The organism is Terribacillus halophilus (assembly GCF_900101385.1).
Taxonomy (GTDB): domain Bacteria; phylum Bacillota; class Bacilli; order Bacillales; family Amphibacillaceae; genus Terribacillus; species Terribacillus halophilus.
The window spans coordinates 12,139-28,829 of record NZ_FMZB01000009.1; the positions used below are offsets into that span (position 1 = coordinate 12,139).

A 16,691-nucleotide genomic window follows, 5' to 3' on the forward strand; every position below is an offset into this window, starting at 1 on the left:
TGCTCACTCCTCAAATTTATTTTTAATAAAGGAAAATAACGTATGCTGTTCATGATTAGACTGAAGTCCCTGAATAAACTCGACATTTGAAAACTTCTCCATCAAAAGTTGAAGCAGCTTTACTTGGTCTGCCGGATCTTTAATGCCAAGGATAAAAAAATAATCGATTAAAATTTGTTGATTATTCGTGCCCATATGAATGAAAGGAAGCTTATATTTATTTTTGACCACTGCTACAAAACCTGTATTTACGTGCATCGGGTCTGTATGCGGAATACCTATATTAATTCGCTCCAAGGCCAAGCCAGTTGGGTACAGTGCTTCCCTCTCTATGATTGCACGTGTAAAAGTGGATTTTACATATCCCCTCTTTTCCAGCTCCTCCCCTACAAATAAGAAAAGATCTTCAGTTTTTCTCGCATCAACATCCAGAAACACGAGCTCTTCATGTAACAAATCCACTTCACTCATGTGGGTCACCTCCTTTTTCCTTGTTTATAATTTTCAGTGCATCTTCTGTATTTAAAGCGCTTACAATTTTGTTGAAACTATCTTCTTCTAAAAACAGTTCATTTAAATGTAATAGTGTAGGAACATGGAGATGATAATCACTTGGAGCTAAAACAACTATTATCTTAGCAAAACGGGTATCGGGCATTTGAATTTGATTCCTGCAAATAAGTATGGAGAAATCCTGCTTGTGTACTCCATCAGACGGCTGTGCATGCGGGAGATAAACGTGTGGACCAAGCATCATTCTGTCGCTTTCCCGTTCGAATATCTCATATAATTTTTGTGAATAATTCTTTGTTATGGAGCCTCTGGATAGTAAGGGTTTAATAGCAAACGCTAGAGCGTCCTGCCAATGAATGGTTTCATCTAGAAATAAAATATGTTCTTTCTTAAAAGAAAAAAGACGTGAGTTTGTACTGCGCTCCATTTTTAAGTTTGGAGATTTATTAAAAAAGTCCACAATTTTATCATGAACAAACTGATAATTCTCTTCGTTGATATGTTCTTTCAAATAGTAGGTTAGTTCCCTGGCTTTCTTATCCGCGTTATGGTTAATATGTTTATCGATGGCATTTCGTATCTCTAATCTAGCAGCTCGATTTAAAAAAGGTTTTACTATAAATGTTTTCTTCGGCGTATTAAGAGGAACTGTGGAAAAGATAAAATCCACCTCTTGTTCATGTTCTTTGAAATGTCTTTCTGCATAAGCTCCCATAAATTGAATATGACTGAACATATCTTTTAACGTTTCTAATAGCAGCTTGGAGACGGAGGTTCCATTTCTGCATACCACTAATGCTCGAAAAGCATATTCTTGCTTTTCTTCCGTTCGATAGATCCATGCTTGAATAATCATAGCTAGATAAACCAGTTCTTCCTTGGAAATAGATGCATCAATACACTTTTCAATCGGAAAAACCGATTTTGAAATGATAGCAAACATTGCAGGATATTCCGCGATAAATTGCTCAGTTAAAGGATTTTGAATTGGAAGATTGAATCTTATCCTGTATATTGCTGGTCTAAGATGAAGCAATATTTTAGTCAAAAGCTCGGTTTTATTAAGTAAGTTAGTTGCAAGCTGAGTATCTACCATGTCAATTGTAGTTCGGACTGCCATTGACAATTCATTGCTCGAAGATATTGCCAATACAGATTCAAGCATATTGGATGACAGGACCTGTAAAGCTAAATATGTTTTATCTTCATCATCCAGATGACTATCCCAGAACATACGTTTCAAGGTTTGGATTTCATTGGATTGTTCCATATCTGCTAAATCAAATTCTGCTTGCCAAGATGCATTTGAATGTTTCATTCGCTGAATAAGGAGGTACAATACAACAGGTAAATCATCAATTTGCTCATCAGTTAAAGCGATTGACAACTTTTTCTCCATGTTAATTAATCGCTGTCGTAAGAAAAAGATATCCTCCTTGTTAAGGAAACCAAGACGCCAGAGGAAGGAGAAACCAAATTGTGCTGCTAAAACCCTTTTAATTTCCTCAATAAATAGTTTTCGTATCTTGAACTCTTCTCCACTGACACTGTATCCATTTTTTCTAGTGTAGTTTAACTCAATCAACTTTTCAGATAGTATGTTTTTTATTCGTTTTAAGTCTTGGAGAGCCGTATTCTTGCTTACCTGAACCAAATCAGCTAAGTCTTGAAGTGCAGGATTTTCATCTGTAATGCAAAGCTTGATAAGCAGCAAACTTTCTCGCATTTCAGGAGCAATATAATTCAGTTCGATCATTTTGCCGTGCTTTAGAATATAATACAAGCCCTCCCTTGTACTTTCATTAATCGTAATATTACCGTTCATAGTATCAATTCTAATGACTTCTCTGTTTTCTTTTATTAGATACTGATTCACATCGTCTATACAGGCTTGAAGACTGCGTTTATTTCTGCATACCTCTTCTTCAACTGCTGTTACTGATGATGAATGGTGTTCTAAAAAATACAGGACTAAATCACTCACTTCCTTTTTCATTTTTTCACTCCCTTCGTACTCTTTCTAATTTCATTATATTCGAAGAAAAATCAAGTGAAGTTGGATATATCACAACTTAAGTAAGCGCTTCCATTTTAAATTGTGATGAAATTGGATAATAAAGAACTAGTCAATGCTTGTTCTCTCATTTTCGCCTTTCCATAACGTTCATTTAAACTGTTTCCATGCGTGAATATGTAGTTTCTTCTCCTCTGTATAAGCATAAACCTCCATTTATCATGGATCGACAATACAACAAATTCAAAATATTGCCTTCAGCTGAATGCTTGCTTTTTCGATCCTAATTAAAAAGCAGTTTGCAAAACATAACAAAAAGGATAGATGGCCGTCCATCTATCCTCTTTCCGTAGTACTCAATGTACCTGCATCCTCATCCAGATGCTGTATTTGATATAGATTGAAGTAATTGCCCTGCAGTGCCATCAAATCAACATGAGATCCTTGCTCGACTATCTGACCATCCTGTACAACGACGATTCGGTCTGCATGTGTGATTGTTGCCAGCCTATGGGCAACGATGAATGTCGTTCGATCTGATGCCAGCTTCTCGAGCGCCTCCTGAATGAGATGTTCGCTCTCCAAATCGAGTGCTGATGTCGCTTCATCCAAAATAAGGATCGGTGGATTTTTGAGGAAGATACGGGCGATGGCAATCCGTTGCTTCTGGCCACCGGACAGCTTGACGCCGCGTTCTCCAACCAATGTTCTGTAGCCTTCCGGTAGATGCTCGATGAAGTCGTGTGCGTTGGCTGCTTTTGCTGCCGCCACTACTTCTTCATGCGTAGCCTCTGGCCTTCCAAGTTTGATGTTCATCTCGACTGATTCACTGAACAGGATATTATCCTGCAGTACCATTCCGATTTTATCCCGCAAAGAGCGTGATTGAACATCCCGGATATCGGTACCATCGATCGTGATCCGGCCGCCTGTCACATCATAGAACCGCGGAATGAGGCTGACGATCGTTGATTTTCCACCCCCGCTCATCCCGACAAAAGCGATGGTCTCCCCTTGTTTAACATCGAGCGAAATATCCTTGAGCACAAGCCCTTCCTCTTCGCCGTAACGAAACGAAACATTCTCGAAGGATACATGACCATCGACTTTTGTGAGTTTCGCAGCTTCGGGTTTATCTTCGATATCATATTTCTCATCGATGAATTCAAATACCCTGTCCATGGAAGCAACCGCTTGTGTCAGTGTTGTGGAAGAGTTCACCAGTCGGCGGAGCGGACTGTATACGCGGTCCATGAAGCCGGCGAAAGCCACCATTGTACCTAATGTAAGATTCCCTTGGATAACTTCATACGCTGCATACGCAATGACAATTAAGGGCGCCAAGTCTGTGATCGTATTCGTTACGGCAAAGGTCTTGGCATTCCAGGTCGTATGCTCAATTGCACTATCGAGAAAATTACGATTTTGTATATCAAACTGCTTTTGTTCATAATCCTCCAAAGCAAAACTTCGTGTGACGGGGATGCCTTGCACGCGTTCATGCAAATGCCCCTGTACTTCAGCCAAAGCTTGGGACCGCTTCCTCGTCAAACTGCGGAGTCGCTCATAGAAATACTTGATTGCCACACCATATACGGGAAACAGCACGATTGCCACCAGCGTCAGCGACACATCCATCGTAAACATGATACAAACGGCAATGACGATCGTGGCCAAGTCAAGCCATACGTTCATCAAACCAGTCATGATGAAGTTCTTTGTCTGCTCAACATCATTGATCACACGGGAGATGATTTCCCCCGTTTTCGTCTGGGAATAATACCGAAGGCTCAGACGCTGGATATGATCGAACAACTGGTTCCGGATGTCATATAGCACGCGGTTGCCTGTCCATTGCGCCAAGTATTGCCGATAATACTCCACTGGCGGTCTCAATATGAGAAAGACAATCAAGGAACCGCCAAGCAGCCAGAACAAGCGCTGCACCTTGTCTGCTGTCGATAAATCCGCATTGACGACATGATCGACTACATACCCTAAAATCAACGGAATAAGTAAAGGTATGGCGAATTTTACTATACCGATTATGATCGTCAAGATAATTTTCCATTTGTACGGTTTTACAAAACGTAAATACCGTCTCGTACTGCTCAACACAATCACCTCTCTGTTGTGCACAACGATAAATCCCTGTCGGTACCGGCAAGGATTCATAGCTTATGTTATTTATCTGTAGGTTAGGAACAGCTCATACCATGTATCGATGAAATCAGGTGAGAACGGCCCTTTTCCTTGTCTAATCCAACTGATCAGAACATCGACCTGATTCCATAGGATTTTCTCAATTTCAGGAGGATAATTCATCTGTCGCTTGTGTACATCGAATTCATCTTCATCCAAGAGCTTAAACGTCATATCAGGATATATCTTGATATCCAGATCATAATCGATATACTTCAGTGCCTCTCCATCATATACATACGGAGAACTGATATTGCAATAATAATAAATCCCATCCGTACGCAGCATACCGATAATGTTGAACCAGTGCTTCGCATGGAAATAAACAATGGCCGGTTCACGTGTAATCCACGTCCTCCCATCGCTTTCCGTGACCATCGTCCGGTCATTGGCACCGATCAGGATTTCTGCCGTACTCTTCAATACTGTGCTGCTTTCCCATACCCGATGGAGCTGGCCGTTATGTTTATAGCTGTGTATCTGAATTTTCGTTCCTGCCTCTGGGCCAGCCATGCGAATCTTCCTTCCTTTGTATTGTCCTATATGTAAGATCGTTTCTTTATATTATAAAGATATTTCAGACACAATGGAAATGAAAAACGCTGATTGCCGCCCATACATCGACAAAAGAGCCCCCCAGCGTCCGCTGAAGGGCTCCGTTCATACGAAAGTAACAATTCAGACGATGTCCGTCTTACTTGCGGGATTGTTGATTTTGCTGCTGAACTTGCTGTACATCTGTCTCAGAAGCAAATTCAGTTCCGAATTGGCTGGAACCGCCTTTTGCTTTCTGACGAGACTGCTGGTTCTGCTGTTGAACCTGCTGTACGTCTGTTTCAGAAGCAAATTCAGTTCCAAATTGGCTGGAACCGCCTTGACGTGACTTCTGGTTTTGTTGTTTAACGTGATTTACCTCAGTACCAGATTGTGTCTTTTTGTTCATTGTTATCACCTCCGCCACATTACTTTCTCCTGAATGCGGCGTTGTTATCCAAAAAAATTCAAAAAGCTACTGGTTTATTCTGGTACATGGATTTGCTGCAGTAGTTTCTGATGCGGCACCGGCAATGGGTAGTCATTTATATCCGATAAGCTGACGAATCTGCCCTGTTCCGTTGTTGCATCCGCGGTTTTCGCATGCAGAACGATGATTTCCCATATGATATGGGAAAAAACATGACGGACAGGTTGCAGCGTTTCGCCAAGCTCGATTTGAATGCCATACTCCAGCTTGAACCAATACGCCAGCTGTTCCACAGAAACCTCCGCCGCATCAGCCATTGGAAATTGCCATAAGTTCGCAAGCAGTCCTTCTTCCGGTCTTTTCTCAATAAGTACTTCGCCTTGTGCGTTCTCCACGATAACAGAAAGATACGGCATCGTCTTTTGTTTCTTGCCCTTGGACTTGATTGGCAGCTCTTCCTGGAGCCCTTGCTGGAATGCGGCACAATGCTCCTGTACTGGACATAACATACAAGCGGGTTTTTTCGGTGTACAAATTAGCGCTCCAAGTTCCATTAATCCTTGATTGAAGGATGATGGATCCTCCCTCGAAATCAATTCTTCGACTGCTGCCTCAAAGATCTTCCTTGCTTTAGGCTTCGCAATATCTTCCGTAATCAACAGGATTCGGGATAAAACCCTCATGACATTCCCATCGACAGCCGGCTGCGGAATGCCGTAAGCGATACTGAGGATAGCACCCTTTGTGTAGGGGCCGACACCTTTGAGTTTACCCAACTCGTCCACGTTGTCCGGTACCTTGCCGCCATACGCCTGGGCCACCTCACGCACGGCTGTTTGAAGATTGCGCGCTCGGGAATAGTAACCTAAGCCTTCCCACGCTTTGAGGACGTCCTGTTCATCCGCTTTGGCCAATGCCTGGATTGTCGGAAAGCGTTCCATGAAACGATGAAAGTAAGGAATGACGGTATCCACCTTCGTCTGCTGGAGCATGATTTCCGAAACCCAAATCCGATACGGATCCCGGTTTTCACGCCACGGCAGGGAACGTTTTTCCTGCTGGAACCAATTAATCAAATCATTTTGAAATAAATCTATCGAAAAATGTTGAAACTTAACATGTAGATCGTCTAATTGCAAATTCACTCACGCTCCGTGTTACAATAATTAATGTATTAGGTGGTTTGGTTTCATCAGAAGGAGGACATGAAGATGGACACTGGTACCCATATTGTCATGGGAATAGCCCTAGGCGGGCTTGCCACGCTCGATCCTGCTGTTCACCAAGACCCTGTATTGTTCAATGCAGTACTTGCTGGCACGATTCTTGGTTCACAGGCACCCGACTTTGATACAGTACTGAAATTACGCAACAATGCTTCTTATTTACGAAACCACCGGGGAATCACGCATTCCATCCCCGCTGTCATATTGTGGGGATTGGCGATTTCCCTGCTGCTGTACGTGTTAGTACCGAATATCAACTTTCTGCATCTATGGCTTTGGACTTTCGGTGCCGTTGTATTGCATGTATTTGTCGATGTATTCAATGCTTACGGCACACAGGCTTACCGGCCGTTCTCCAGACGATGGGTCGCTTATGGCTTCATCAATACCTTCGATCCTTTCATCTTTGCGATGCATGTGATCGGTATCGGTCTCTGGCTGATCGGTTTGGAACCTGGTCAGACCTTTGCAGTCATATACGCGATCCTTGTCCTGTATTATGTGAAGCGTTACTTGGATAAACGGCGGATCATCAAACAAGTGAAAGAAAGAATACCCGATGCCCAGATCATTGCCACTTCACCAACAATGAAGCAAGCATACTGGCGTGTTGCCATTACAGCACCCGATCATTTTTATGTCGGCAAAGTCGAGAATTGGCAGCTCCGTATCATCGATGAATTCGCAAGGAAACCACTGCCCGATAGCAAGCTGATGGAAGTTGCCAGAGAAGACAAGAATATTGCAGCCTTCCTTAGCTTTTCCCCTGTTTACACATGGGAAGTGAATTTGTATGATGATTTCACCGAGCTGCGGCTGATCGATTTGCGCTATCATAACAGCGCACAGCATTATCCATTCAAGGCAGTCGTTCAAATTGATGATAATCATCAAGTGATGAGCTCCTATACCGGATGGATCTTTTCCGAACAGAAACTGCAGCGAAAGCTTGTTACCGACGACAATCCATCTGCATTATAAAACCTGGAGATTTGATTCTCCAGGTTTTTTTATTGTTGTCTTCTTTCCATGAATAGATGATGGTACTTAGGATTGCGGTCGAGAAATTCATCCAGTTTCGGACCATAATGCTGTATCCACTGACGCACAATTGCTTCTGTCATGTCCTGCCCTTGATACTTACGACCGGCCTTTGCACGTGTGGCCTCGAAATCCTCCCAAAGAATCTCGACCCATGTCCGAGCCTCATCTATTGTCAGCCGTTCGTTCTGCTGCTGCAAAAGCGCAGCAAGTTCGCGGAATTTATTTTCCATTCATTCTTCTTCCTTTCCATCAGAAACCCAACATAATCTCAAAAAAATAAGCACAAGCTAGAAGTACTGCGGCGCATTAAATCTTGAGGAGGCAGATATATGTCCAAGTTTGATCGTTTTTCCAGAACTGGCACTATCAATTCCGTTATTCAGTCACCCCGCACCACTGCAAAACATGCGAATAACCAGGTGAATGGGGAAACACAGCAAACACAGACTGATATCATCATCCGTACTCAAGCAGTCAAGAAAAACCGCAGATAAAATATACCTCGGCTCTTAAAGCCGAGGCAATTACATAGTCGCCCTCCCGAGCACACTGATCGGCAAAGCTTCCAGCTCTTGTCCTGTTTCGGCGCCCTGACGGCGGTAGCCCCAAGCAAAGACGCCATTCAAATAATCGATCGTGAATACATGTGACCGGTCACCTTTTATCTGATACGTGCCGCCAGGCTTGAAATCATCCGGATTCATCGTATAAGCCTTGGCCATTTGCCGCTTGCGTTCCAGAATTTGATATTCACTGAAATTGCCCATCTGTTCTGCCTTTTGCTGCTGGATTTTCAATTGTTTCATTTCTTCTTTCAGCTGTTCCACTGTCAAATCACTATAACGTACTTGCATCCTCGCACCTGCTTTCCATTAATAAAGGTCTTTTTCTTTCGCTTCCTCTATATACTTCTGGATCAGCTCCATCGGGAAACCCTTTCGATAAAGCGCCATCTTGATTTTTTGATCGAGTTCATAGCCCTCTGCTTTTTGCGAATACTTGCGCCAAAGCTTGTCTCCTTGAAACTTGACAGCCTCCAGCTCAGCGTCCGTATCCTGATCGGTGTCTTTCAATGCCAGTGATACAGCTTCCTTGGCAGCAGCACTCGAGAAACCCTTTGAAAGCAATTGCTGCTGAGCAAGCTGGATTTTCTCCTGATGTGATTTCTTTGCTTTGGTATGCAGTTTGCCGCCTGCAAGCTTGATGGCTTTTTCCAGTTCTTTGTCAAACGTATAATACGCCATCGCTTGGTCTGCAGCTGCCCCCGTAATCCCTTTTTCCTGCAATTCTTTCCGGATGATTAGCGGACCTTTGCTCGTGGTGTTCACTTTCGTCCGGACAAAAGCACCAGCAAAGGCAGCATCGTCTATATAACCTTGCTCATCAAGTCTGTTCAAGGCTTCTTCGATATGTGTAGGATTCTGTTCTTTTTTGAGCAAATAACTTCTTATTTCTTTTTTTGAACGCATCCGGTAGCTTAAATATTGTAAAGCCAGGGTAAAACATTTATGAGCTGTATCTTTTTCGATGATGGTCTGCAACGATTCTTCGGATATTTCCTGTCCTTTGGTGATACCACTTGAAATCAGGATATCCTCATCAAGACCAAAGCCGAACTTTTCGCCTTTACCTTCATCGATAAAGACATTATAACGTCCGATTGTATTTTTTTGGGTCGTGATTTTCGTGATTTTCACCATTTTCGACACCTCTTATTTGTTATTCTACCATGAAATCATTGTCTGCAAAATCGTAAGCTCAACATACAGAAGGAGGATGCAAACATGAACATCGTCATCAGCGGCGGAACAGGATTCGTCGGAAAACAACTGGCAGAGAACCTGATTGAGAAAGGGCATCATGTATATATCCTTACTCGTTCACCTGAGCAAAAGCTCGACACGAAACAAGTCACTTATGTCGGCTGGCTCAAGAAAGGATTTGATCCTCTTTCCCAGCTTCCAGAGATTGATGCTGTTGTCAACTTAGCCGGAACCAGCCTTTTCGGCAAGTGGACGAAGGAGAAAAAAGCGCAGATACGCAGCAGTCGATTGGAAGCCACCGAAACATTGGTGGATATGATCGAAAAAATGCCGAAGAAGCCAAAAGTTTTTGTAAGCGGGTCTGCTGTAGGATATTACGGAACGAGCGAACAAGATGCGTTCACGGAGGATACAACGAAACGAGGTCAGGATTTTTTGGCAGACGTGACATATGATTGGGAAGAGGCTGCTATGCAAGCAAAAGGTCTTGGGGTCCGCATCGTGCTTGCACGTTTTGGAATCGTATTGGGTGACAAGGGAGCCCTGCCGCTTATGCAGCTGCCTTTCCGTTATTTCGCTGGCGGAAAGATCGGCAGCGGAGAGCAATGGCTGTCCTGGATTCATGTCCGGGATGCTGCAGGTTTGATTGCATATGCAATTGAAAATGAGTCGATCGAAGGACCATTGAATGTCACTGCACCTTCTCCGCGGCGGAACAAAGATTTCAGCAAGACACTAGCACTGACACTGCACCGTCCTTATTGGACGACAGCACCTGCATCGATTGTCGAAAAAGCATTAGGTGAAATGAGCATTTTGGTTCTGGAAGGACAATGTGTCTATCCGAAAAAAGCAATCGACAATGGATACCACTTCCGTTTCTCCAGCTTATCCGAAGCATTGGAACAAGCTTTATAATATTCGCTGTTATGGAAATAAGTGACTTGTGCACAATCACCCCTTCAAGACTTGTGGATTATGTGCATAAGTCTTTTTTTCGTTTATCTTATAGTTAATATATTGTTTATAACATTGTTGATAATTTAAGCCGATAAAATTATCTGCCTGTTTCTCGCTTACATTAGAATACGTGAGTAGATTAATTTGTTCCATAGGATTAAAATAAATATGACGGTTATTAGCCTTCATATTGGGCTATAATGATAGAACACTAGAATTAAGGAACAGCGGGCCAAAGAGGAGAGGATTGCCATGCAAGACTTACAGCGTAACAAGCAAGGGAAGTTCAGTAAGTTCTTCCTGAATAATAAATTTGTCATCGCGATGCTGATTCTTTTCATCATCGGGCTGAATATACTAGTTTATTCGCGTGTATCATTCATTTTCACACCAATTGTCGTTATCGTGAAAACAGTGATATTGCCCATCATTTTAACTGGTATTGTCTATTATTTGACAGTTCCAATCGTCAATTACTTGGAGAAAAAGCGTATAAAACGCATATATTCCATCATTGTTCTCTACCTTGTCATCATCGGATTGCTGACTATTCTCATAAGTTCTGTCATTCCGGTTTTGAAAGAACAGACATTGAGCCTGATCGATAATAGTACGGAATACTTTGAACAAGGCATTGAGATGGTCCAATCCATAACAGGGAGCAACATCGTCAATCAGATTCAGCAATCAGGCAATTTCGATTTCAACCAGATACTAAATGAATTACAGACTCGCGGAACAAGCATGCTGAATAATTTGTTCTCTAATTTGACTAGCTTCGTCGGAGCAGTTACCGAAGTGATCATCTCTATCGTGACAGTGCCTTTCATCCTCTTCTATTTATTGAAAGATGGCAAGAAACTGCCGGTCTATATCTTAAAATTGCTTCCGGTACGTTTCCGCAGTCAGACTTATGAAGTGATGTCCGAGATGAATCATCAGATCAGTTCTTACATACGAGGTCAGATTATCGTCAGCTTCGTCATTGGTGTTTTGCTGTATATTGGTTATTTGATCATCGGACTTGATTACGCACCGGTACTTGCTGTCATTGCAGCTTTCACGAGTGTCGTTCCCTATCTTGGTCCAGCAATCGCCATTACACCCGCAATCATCATCGCGATTGTTACTTCGCCGTTCATGCTTTTGAAGCTGATAGTTGTCTGGACGGTTGTTCAATTAGTTGAAGGAAAGCTGATTACACCTCAGATTATGGGGCGAAACATACGGGTTCACCCGATTACCATCATTTTCGTTATCCTGACTGCCGGAAACCTATTTGGTGTTGTCGGCGTTATACTCGCTGTACCTGGATATGCGATTCTGAAAGTTATCGTCACCCATACCTTCCATTGGTTCAAGAAGAGATCACATTTATATGATGAACAAACCAATACAAACTAAAATGGAGCTGCCCTTGGCAGCTCTTTTCTTTACGGCTTCATCAACTTATGCTTCTTTAAATGTTATCCTCTGACGCCATTTGGTGTGTGCTTTTGCATCGGCAGCCCACGTTGAATGGAGTGACAACACGATCACCTTTTTTGAAGTTCTTCATCTAATCCAAATTCCCACGATTTCCATTGGTTCGTGACCGATGATATAGTCTTTTTTAGATATGATCTCTCAGGTACAAATTGCAGATTGGAACCACAAATACCAAACGCAGTTATACGTACCGTCATACTGTAAGGCAAAAATCAGAAATTCTTTTTTAAAAAACGAAACCATCGGCTGCTTACTTCCGTCTATATAATGGAGAACGAAAAAAATATGTTTTCTAACAACATTACCTCCCACATATTTTATTCGTCTCGCCACATCTATATCTAACAACAACAGAAAAGCAGGCAGCCCCCGCTGCCTGCTTTTCCCGTTTTGATATTCTTGCTTCCTCTCTTTGCCCACTTTATTTATAATATAAAAGTGAACTATTTTTCACGCCAATTTTTCCATTGAAATTATTTTATCAATTGAGTCATTCGAGCTGGAAATCCCTGTTAACTCAGCTCTTTCTGACAGTGCCGAATGGTGCCGGTCATTTGAAAGGAGAACAATATGTTCAAAGTCATTGCAGTCGACTCAAACCAAGTGAAGCTTGAATTCGTCGGAAAGGACGGAGAAGTGTTCACTTTTGACACATATGAAGCGGCAGAATCCTTCATGCGAGAAGTAAAAGCAAAAGATACGCTGCCCGAACGATATCGGGTGCTTGTAAAGAAAATAGATTGAAAGCCCCTTCCTTGCATGATGGGGAATTGTTCCTCATAATAGGATAGAGAAGGTAACAAGGAGGCACACCTTATGAAATGGAACCTAACACAGCTCCTGGAGAAACGGCATGCTTACACACCGAAGGCAAAAGCATTGCTGCAGGATAAGGAAAAATCGAAGGAGCTCCTTGCTAATGTATCGACGAAAGCGACAGATAACAAAGGAAAACTCGCAGAAATATGGTCAGACCTGCAGTTAATGGTGGACATGCTTCGCGATTGGCGTAAAGGTGCTTACAAGCAGCTGCCGAAAAAGTCACTGCTTATGATAGCTGCAACCTTCCTCTATTTCCTGAGCCCGGTCGACTTTGTCCCGGATTTCATTCCAGGCGGCCTGCTTGATGACGTCGCGCTTATCGCTTTCACATTTAAGCAGATACAGCTGGATGTAGCAGCATACAAGCAATGGAAACATCAACAGCCAATTGACACCCAATTAGGTGCTTTGTAAAAAAAGAGTGCAGACGCGCTCTTTTTTTCTGGGCAAATATCCCATTTTGCTTTTTCAGTGGAATCTGTTATATTTATAGATTATGAGCCCCAATATTGTTTCTGGGTTTTAGTTGTGTTTAAGTCTGTAAATTTGATAGAATCAATGTCGTTGTTTCATTCAATAGACGCCTGATAAGAAAATGAAGAGGTGAAAGATAATGAAGAAGCTTCTGGCTTCAAGGAAAGGATTTTTTGCGCTGGCCGTTATTTTCTTATGGGCCAAGACGTATTTAACCTACCAAACGGAATTTAAATTAGATATAACGAACGCCATGCAGGAATTCCTGCTCGTAATCAACCCGTTCAGTGCGAGCATCGTGTTCCTCGGACTCGCATTCCTGGCAAAGGGCAAGCGGATGGGAATCTGGCTGCTGGTCATCGATTTCTTCATGAGCTTCCTGCTTTATGCCAATGTCCTGTACTATCGATTCTTTAATGATTTCATTACGCTGCCAACTTTAAAGCAGACGGATAACTTAAGCTCCGGTATGGGCGGCAGCATCTTCGGGCTGATGGAAGGCTTTGATTTCGTTTACTTCCTGGACATCATCCTGTTGATTGTATTGTATGTTTACACTAGAAAGAACTGGACTACGGAGCGTCTTGCTTTCCGGAAGACGGCTATGGTCATCGTTTCCGGTATTGCACTATTCGCAGTCAACCTAGGATTGGCTGAGGTTGATCGACCGCAGCTGCTGCAGCGTACATTCGACCGTACGTACTTGGTGAAATACCTCGGTCCATATAACTATACAATCTATGATGCGGTACAAAATGCGAAAACTTCCACACAGCGCGTCATGGCTAGTCCGAATGACGTAACGGAAGTGAAGGAGTTCGTAGACAAGAATTATGCAGAACCGAATCCAGAATACTTCGGTAAAGCAGAAGGCATGAATATCATCAAGATTCATTTGGAAAGCTTCCAAAGCTTCCTGATCAATTATAAATTGAATGGTGAAGAAGTGACGCCGTTCCTGAATTCACTGGTGAATGATAAGGAACTCACTTATTTCGACAACTTCTTCCACCAGACAGAACAAGGTAAGACAGCCGATGCGGAGCTATTGATGGATAACTCCCTCTACGGTCTTCCGCAGGGTTCTGCCTTTTCTGTAAAAGGTACGAACACATATCAAGCAGCAACTGCCATACTGAACCAGGAACAAGGCTATACGAGCGCAGTATTCCACGGTGATGAGAAAACATTCTGGAACCGTGATGAGATTTACAAGCAATTCGGAGTCGATCATTTCTTCGATTCCACGTATTACAACATGGAAAACTCGATCAACTATGGTTTGAAGGATAAGCCTTTCTTCGAGGAATCCATGCCGATGCTAGAATCACTCGATCAGCCGTTCTATGCCCATATGATCACGTTGACGAACCATTATCCGTTCACGCTCGATCCAGAGGATGCAACGATTGATAAAGCGACAACAGGGGATTCCACTGTGGATAACTATTTCCAGACAGCACGTTACCTGGATGAAGCACTTGAGCAATTCTTCAATGACTTGAAGGAATCCGGCATGTATGACAATTCCGTCATCCTGCTTTACGGGGACCATTACGGTATTTCAACGAACCATAATAAAGCAATGGAGCAAATCATCGGTACAGAAATCACCGATTATGAGAATGCACAATTGCAGCGTGTCCCGCTTATGATCAAGGCGCCAGGTCTTAAAGGCGGCGTGAACCACACGTACGGCGGTGAACTTGATGTTCTTCCGACACTCGAGCATTTGCTTGGCATCGACTCTTCGAAATATATTCAGTTCGGTACAGATTTATTATCCGAAGAGCATAACGGTGTAGTCGGCCTCCGAAACGGTGACTATATCAGTAAAGATTACACAGTACTTGGTGATGATTATTATGATACAAAAACCGGTGAAGTAATCGAAGACGAAGATAAGATCAAAGAAATCGAGTCCGAAAAAGATAAACTAGCCGAGAAATTGAGTCTCAATGACAAAATCCTCTATGGCGACCTGCTACGCTTCTACGATCCAGAAGGATGGACGCCTGTAAACCCAAGCGATTATGATTATAATCACCGCTCAGAGGAAGAGGATAAATAATGTTGAAACACCTGTCTGCCATGACAGGTGTTTTTTTATACAAGCCCAATTCACTAATTTCTTTAGACAATACAAAGCAATATCGATACAATTGAGAATGCTGTATATAATAGAAATTAGGGAATACATCATGTAGCATTTCAGCTGAAAGGAGGTATGATTTTATCGGAAGCTTCATTTACGCCGTATCCATCATACTCATCGGACTTATCATCGGCAGGGCCATCCGGATCATCGCCGAGAAATATCGGCTTCCGGAATGGTTCTCGCTCAATTATTTTATGAACGCATTGATTCGGGTCGTTTTGCTCGTCCTGAATCCCATCATCTTAATCAGTGCCTTTTGGTCAGCTGATCTGACTAATGTCAGGCTGATTTACTTACCGGTTTTCGGAATCGTAACCATTTTTCTTGGTGCTGGTTTGGCATTGCTATATTCTAAATGGAGACAGCTTCCAAAAGACCAGATTGGTTCCATGTTTGTATCTGGTGCATTTCTGAACCTAGGTAGCTTCGGTGTACTTTTTTGTGTGCTCTTCATTGGCGAAAAAGCAGTTGCCTATGCAGCCATGTTCCGATTACTCGAGGAATTCACCTATTATACGATCATTTATCCGATTGCAAAATCATACGGGTCAATCGAAGAGAATACATCAGGATCACGTGTGATGCGGATTGTGAAAGATCCATTCATCATGATCACTTTCTGTTCGATTGTCATCGGAGCTGCACTGAATTTATCTCCAATCGATAGATTTGAATGGCTGGGTGCAAGCAATTCGGCACTTGTTGCATTGGCTTCCATCCTGTTATTGGTTCCGATCGGCTTCAGCATGCGTATTGCTTCCGTAAAAAAATACTGGAATCTCAGCATGTGGCTGATCCCGATTAAGTTCCTGGCTGTTCCGCTTGTCATCACAGGCAGCGCGTACTTGATTGGTCTTGGCAACTTGTATGACGGCATTCTTTTGCAAGTACTCCTCATCATGTCCGCCATGCCGCCGGCAGTCGCTTCACTTGTGCCGCCGAGGCTGTATAAGCTGGATATGGAGCTTGCCAACTCCAATTGGATCGTCGCGACATCTTCGTTGATTTTTGTCTTGCCGATTTTGTTTATGCTCGTTAACTGGATGAAATGAAAAAAAGCTGC

Annotated in this window: 17 protein-coding genes; 8 read left to right on the forward strand and 9 right to left on the reverse strand. The window is 42.7% G+C overall.

Going from position 1 to position 16,691, the window contains the following annotated elements:
- Positions 1-3 precede the first annotated feature (3 nt).
- From BLQ53_RS14480 to mutY, 6 genes are all read right to left on the reverse strand, one after another.
- Complete coding sequence (locus BLQ53_RS14480) at positions 4-471, reverse strand: PTS sugar transporter subunit IIA (protein ID WP_093728022.1); 468 nt, start codon at positions 469-471, stop codon at positions 4-6.
- On the reverse strand, positions 464-2,509 hold the full coding sequence (locus tag BLQ53_RS14485) for a BglG family transcription antiterminator (RefSeq protein WP_093728023.1): 2,046 nt from the start codon (positions 2,507-2,509) through the stop codon (positions 464-466). Before BLQ53_RS14485 ends, BLQ53_RS14480 begins: the two co-directional genes overlap by 8 nt.
- A gap of 354 nt (positions 2,510-2,863) precedes the next feature.
- Positions 2,864-4,642 (reverse strand): ABC transporter ATP-binding protein, encoded by a 1,779-nt coding sequence (locus BLQ53_RS14490; RefSeq protein ID WP_093728024.1) that lies wholly within the window; start codon positions 4,640-4,642, stop codon positions 2,864-2,866.
- A gap of 72 nt (positions 4,643-4,714) precedes the next feature.
- Positions 4,715-5,242, reverse strand: coding sequence for a nucleoside tri-diphosphate phosphatase (gene ntdP / locus BLQ53_RS14495; RefSeq protein ID WP_093728025.1), 528 nt, complete (start codon positions 5,240-5,242; stop codon positions 4,715-4,717).
- Between the two features lie 181 nt (positions 5,243-5,423).
- Positions 5,424-5,672 (reverse strand): gamma-type small acid-soluble spore protein, encoded by a 249-nt coding sequence (locus BLQ53_RS14500; RefSeq protein ID WP_093728149.1) that lies wholly within the window; start codon positions 5,670-5,672, stop codon positions 5,424-5,426.
- A 74-nt stretch (positions 5,673-5,746) separates the two neighbouring features.
- Positions 5,747-6,832 (reverse strand): A/G-specific adenine glycosylase, encoded by a 1,086-nt coding sequence (mutY, locus tag BLQ53_RS14505; RefSeq protein WP_093728026.1) that lies wholly within the window; start codon positions 6,830-6,832, stop codon positions 5,747-5,749.
- Positions 6,833-6,904: 72 nt separating this feature from the next.
- Here mutY and BLQ53_RS14510 point away from each other — a divergent pair, with 72 nt between their 5' ends.
- Entirely contained in the window at positions 6,905-7,900 is a 996-nt protein-coding gene (locus BLQ53_RS14510; RefSeq protein WP_093728027.1) for a metal-dependent hydrolase, read from the forward strand.
- A gap of 29 nt (positions 7,901-7,929) precedes the next feature.
- Here the strand turns inward: BLQ53_RS14510 and BLQ53_RS14515 are convergent, their stop codons facing one another.
- Positions 7,930-8,193, reverse strand: coding sequence for a YfhJ family protein (locus tag BLQ53_RS14515; RefSeq protein ID WP_093728028.1), 264 nt, complete (start codon positions 8,191-8,193; stop codon positions 7,930-7,932).
- A 99-nt stretch (positions 8,194-8,292) separates the two neighbouring features.
- Here BLQ53_RS14515 and BLQ53_RS14520 point away from each other — a divergent pair, with 99 nt between their 5' ends.
- Positions 8,293-8,457 (forward strand): YpzG family protein, encoded by a 165-nt coding sequence (locus BLQ53_RS14520; protein ID WP_093728029.1) that lies wholly within the window; start codon positions 8,293-8,295, stop codon positions 8,455-8,457.
- A gap of 30 nt (positions 8,458-8,487) precedes the next feature.
- Here the strand turns inward: BLQ53_RS14520 and BLQ53_RS14525 are convergent, their stop codons facing one another.
- Together BLQ53_RS14525 and recX are read right to left on the reverse strand one after the other, a co-directional pair.
- Positions 8,488-8,817 (reverse strand): YfhH family protein, encoded by a 330-nt coding sequence (locus tag BLQ53_RS14525; protein ID WP_093728030.1) that lies wholly within the window; start codon positions 8,815-8,817, stop codon positions 8,488-8,490.
- A gap of 18 nt (positions 8,818-8,835) precedes the next feature.
- The gene (gene recX / locus BLQ53_RS14530; protein WP_093728031.1) at positions 8,836-9,663 is read right to left on the reverse strand and encodes a recombination regulator RecX; all 828 of its coding nucleotides are present in this window, start codon (positions 9,661-9,663) and stop codon (positions 8,836-8,838) included.
- A gap of 84 nt (positions 9,664-9,747) precedes the next feature.
- On the opposite strand from recX, the gene BLQ53_RS14535 reads away from it, so the two are divergent.
- The 6 genes from BLQ53_RS14535 to BLQ53_RS14555 all read left to right on the forward strand — a co-directional run bounded on the left by BLQ53_RS14535 (position 9,748) and on the right by BLQ53_RS14555 (position 16,680).
- Entirely contained in the window at positions 9,748-10,644 is an 897-nt protein-coding gene (locus tag BLQ53_RS14535) for a TIGR01777 family oxidoreductase (protein WP_093728032.1), read from the forward strand.
- A gap of 294 nt (positions 10,645-10,938) precedes the next feature.
- The gene (locus BLQ53_RS14540; RefSeq protein WP_093728033.1) at positions 10,939-12,090 is read left to right on the forward strand and encodes an AI-2E family transporter; all 1,152 of its coding nucleotides are present in this window, start codon (positions 10,939-10,941) and stop codon (positions 12,088-12,090) included.
- 654 nt (positions 12,091-12,744) lie between these two features.
- Positions 12,745-12,918 (forward strand): hypothetical protein, encoded by a 174-nt coding sequence (locus tag BLQ53_RS18980; RefSeq protein WP_170829717.1) that lies wholly within the window; start codon positions 12,745-12,747, stop codon positions 12,916-12,918.
- Between the two features lie 72 nt (positions 12,919-12,990).
- Positions 12,991-13,410 (forward strand): YkvA family protein, encoded by a 420-nt coding sequence (locus BLQ53_RS14545; RefSeq protein ID WP_093728034.1) that lies wholly within the window; start codon positions 12,991-12,993, stop codon positions 13,408-13,410.
- 199 nt (positions 13,411-13,609) lie between these two features.
- The gene (ltaS, locus tag BLQ53_RS14550; protein WP_093728035.1) at positions 13,610-15,541 is read left to right on the forward strand and encodes a lipoteichoic acid synthase; all 1,932 of its coding nucleotides are present in this window, start codon (positions 13,610-13,612) and stop codon (positions 15,539-15,541) included.
- Positions 15,542-15,822: 281 nt separating this feature from the next.
- The gene (locus BLQ53_RS14555) at positions 15,823-16,680 is read left to right on the forward strand and encodes an AEC family transporter (RefSeq protein ID WP_093728036.1); all 858 of its coding nucleotides are present in this window, start codon (positions 15,823-15,825) and stop codon (positions 16,678-16,680) included.
- The last annotated feature ends 11 nt before the right edge of the window (positions 16,681-16,691 follow it).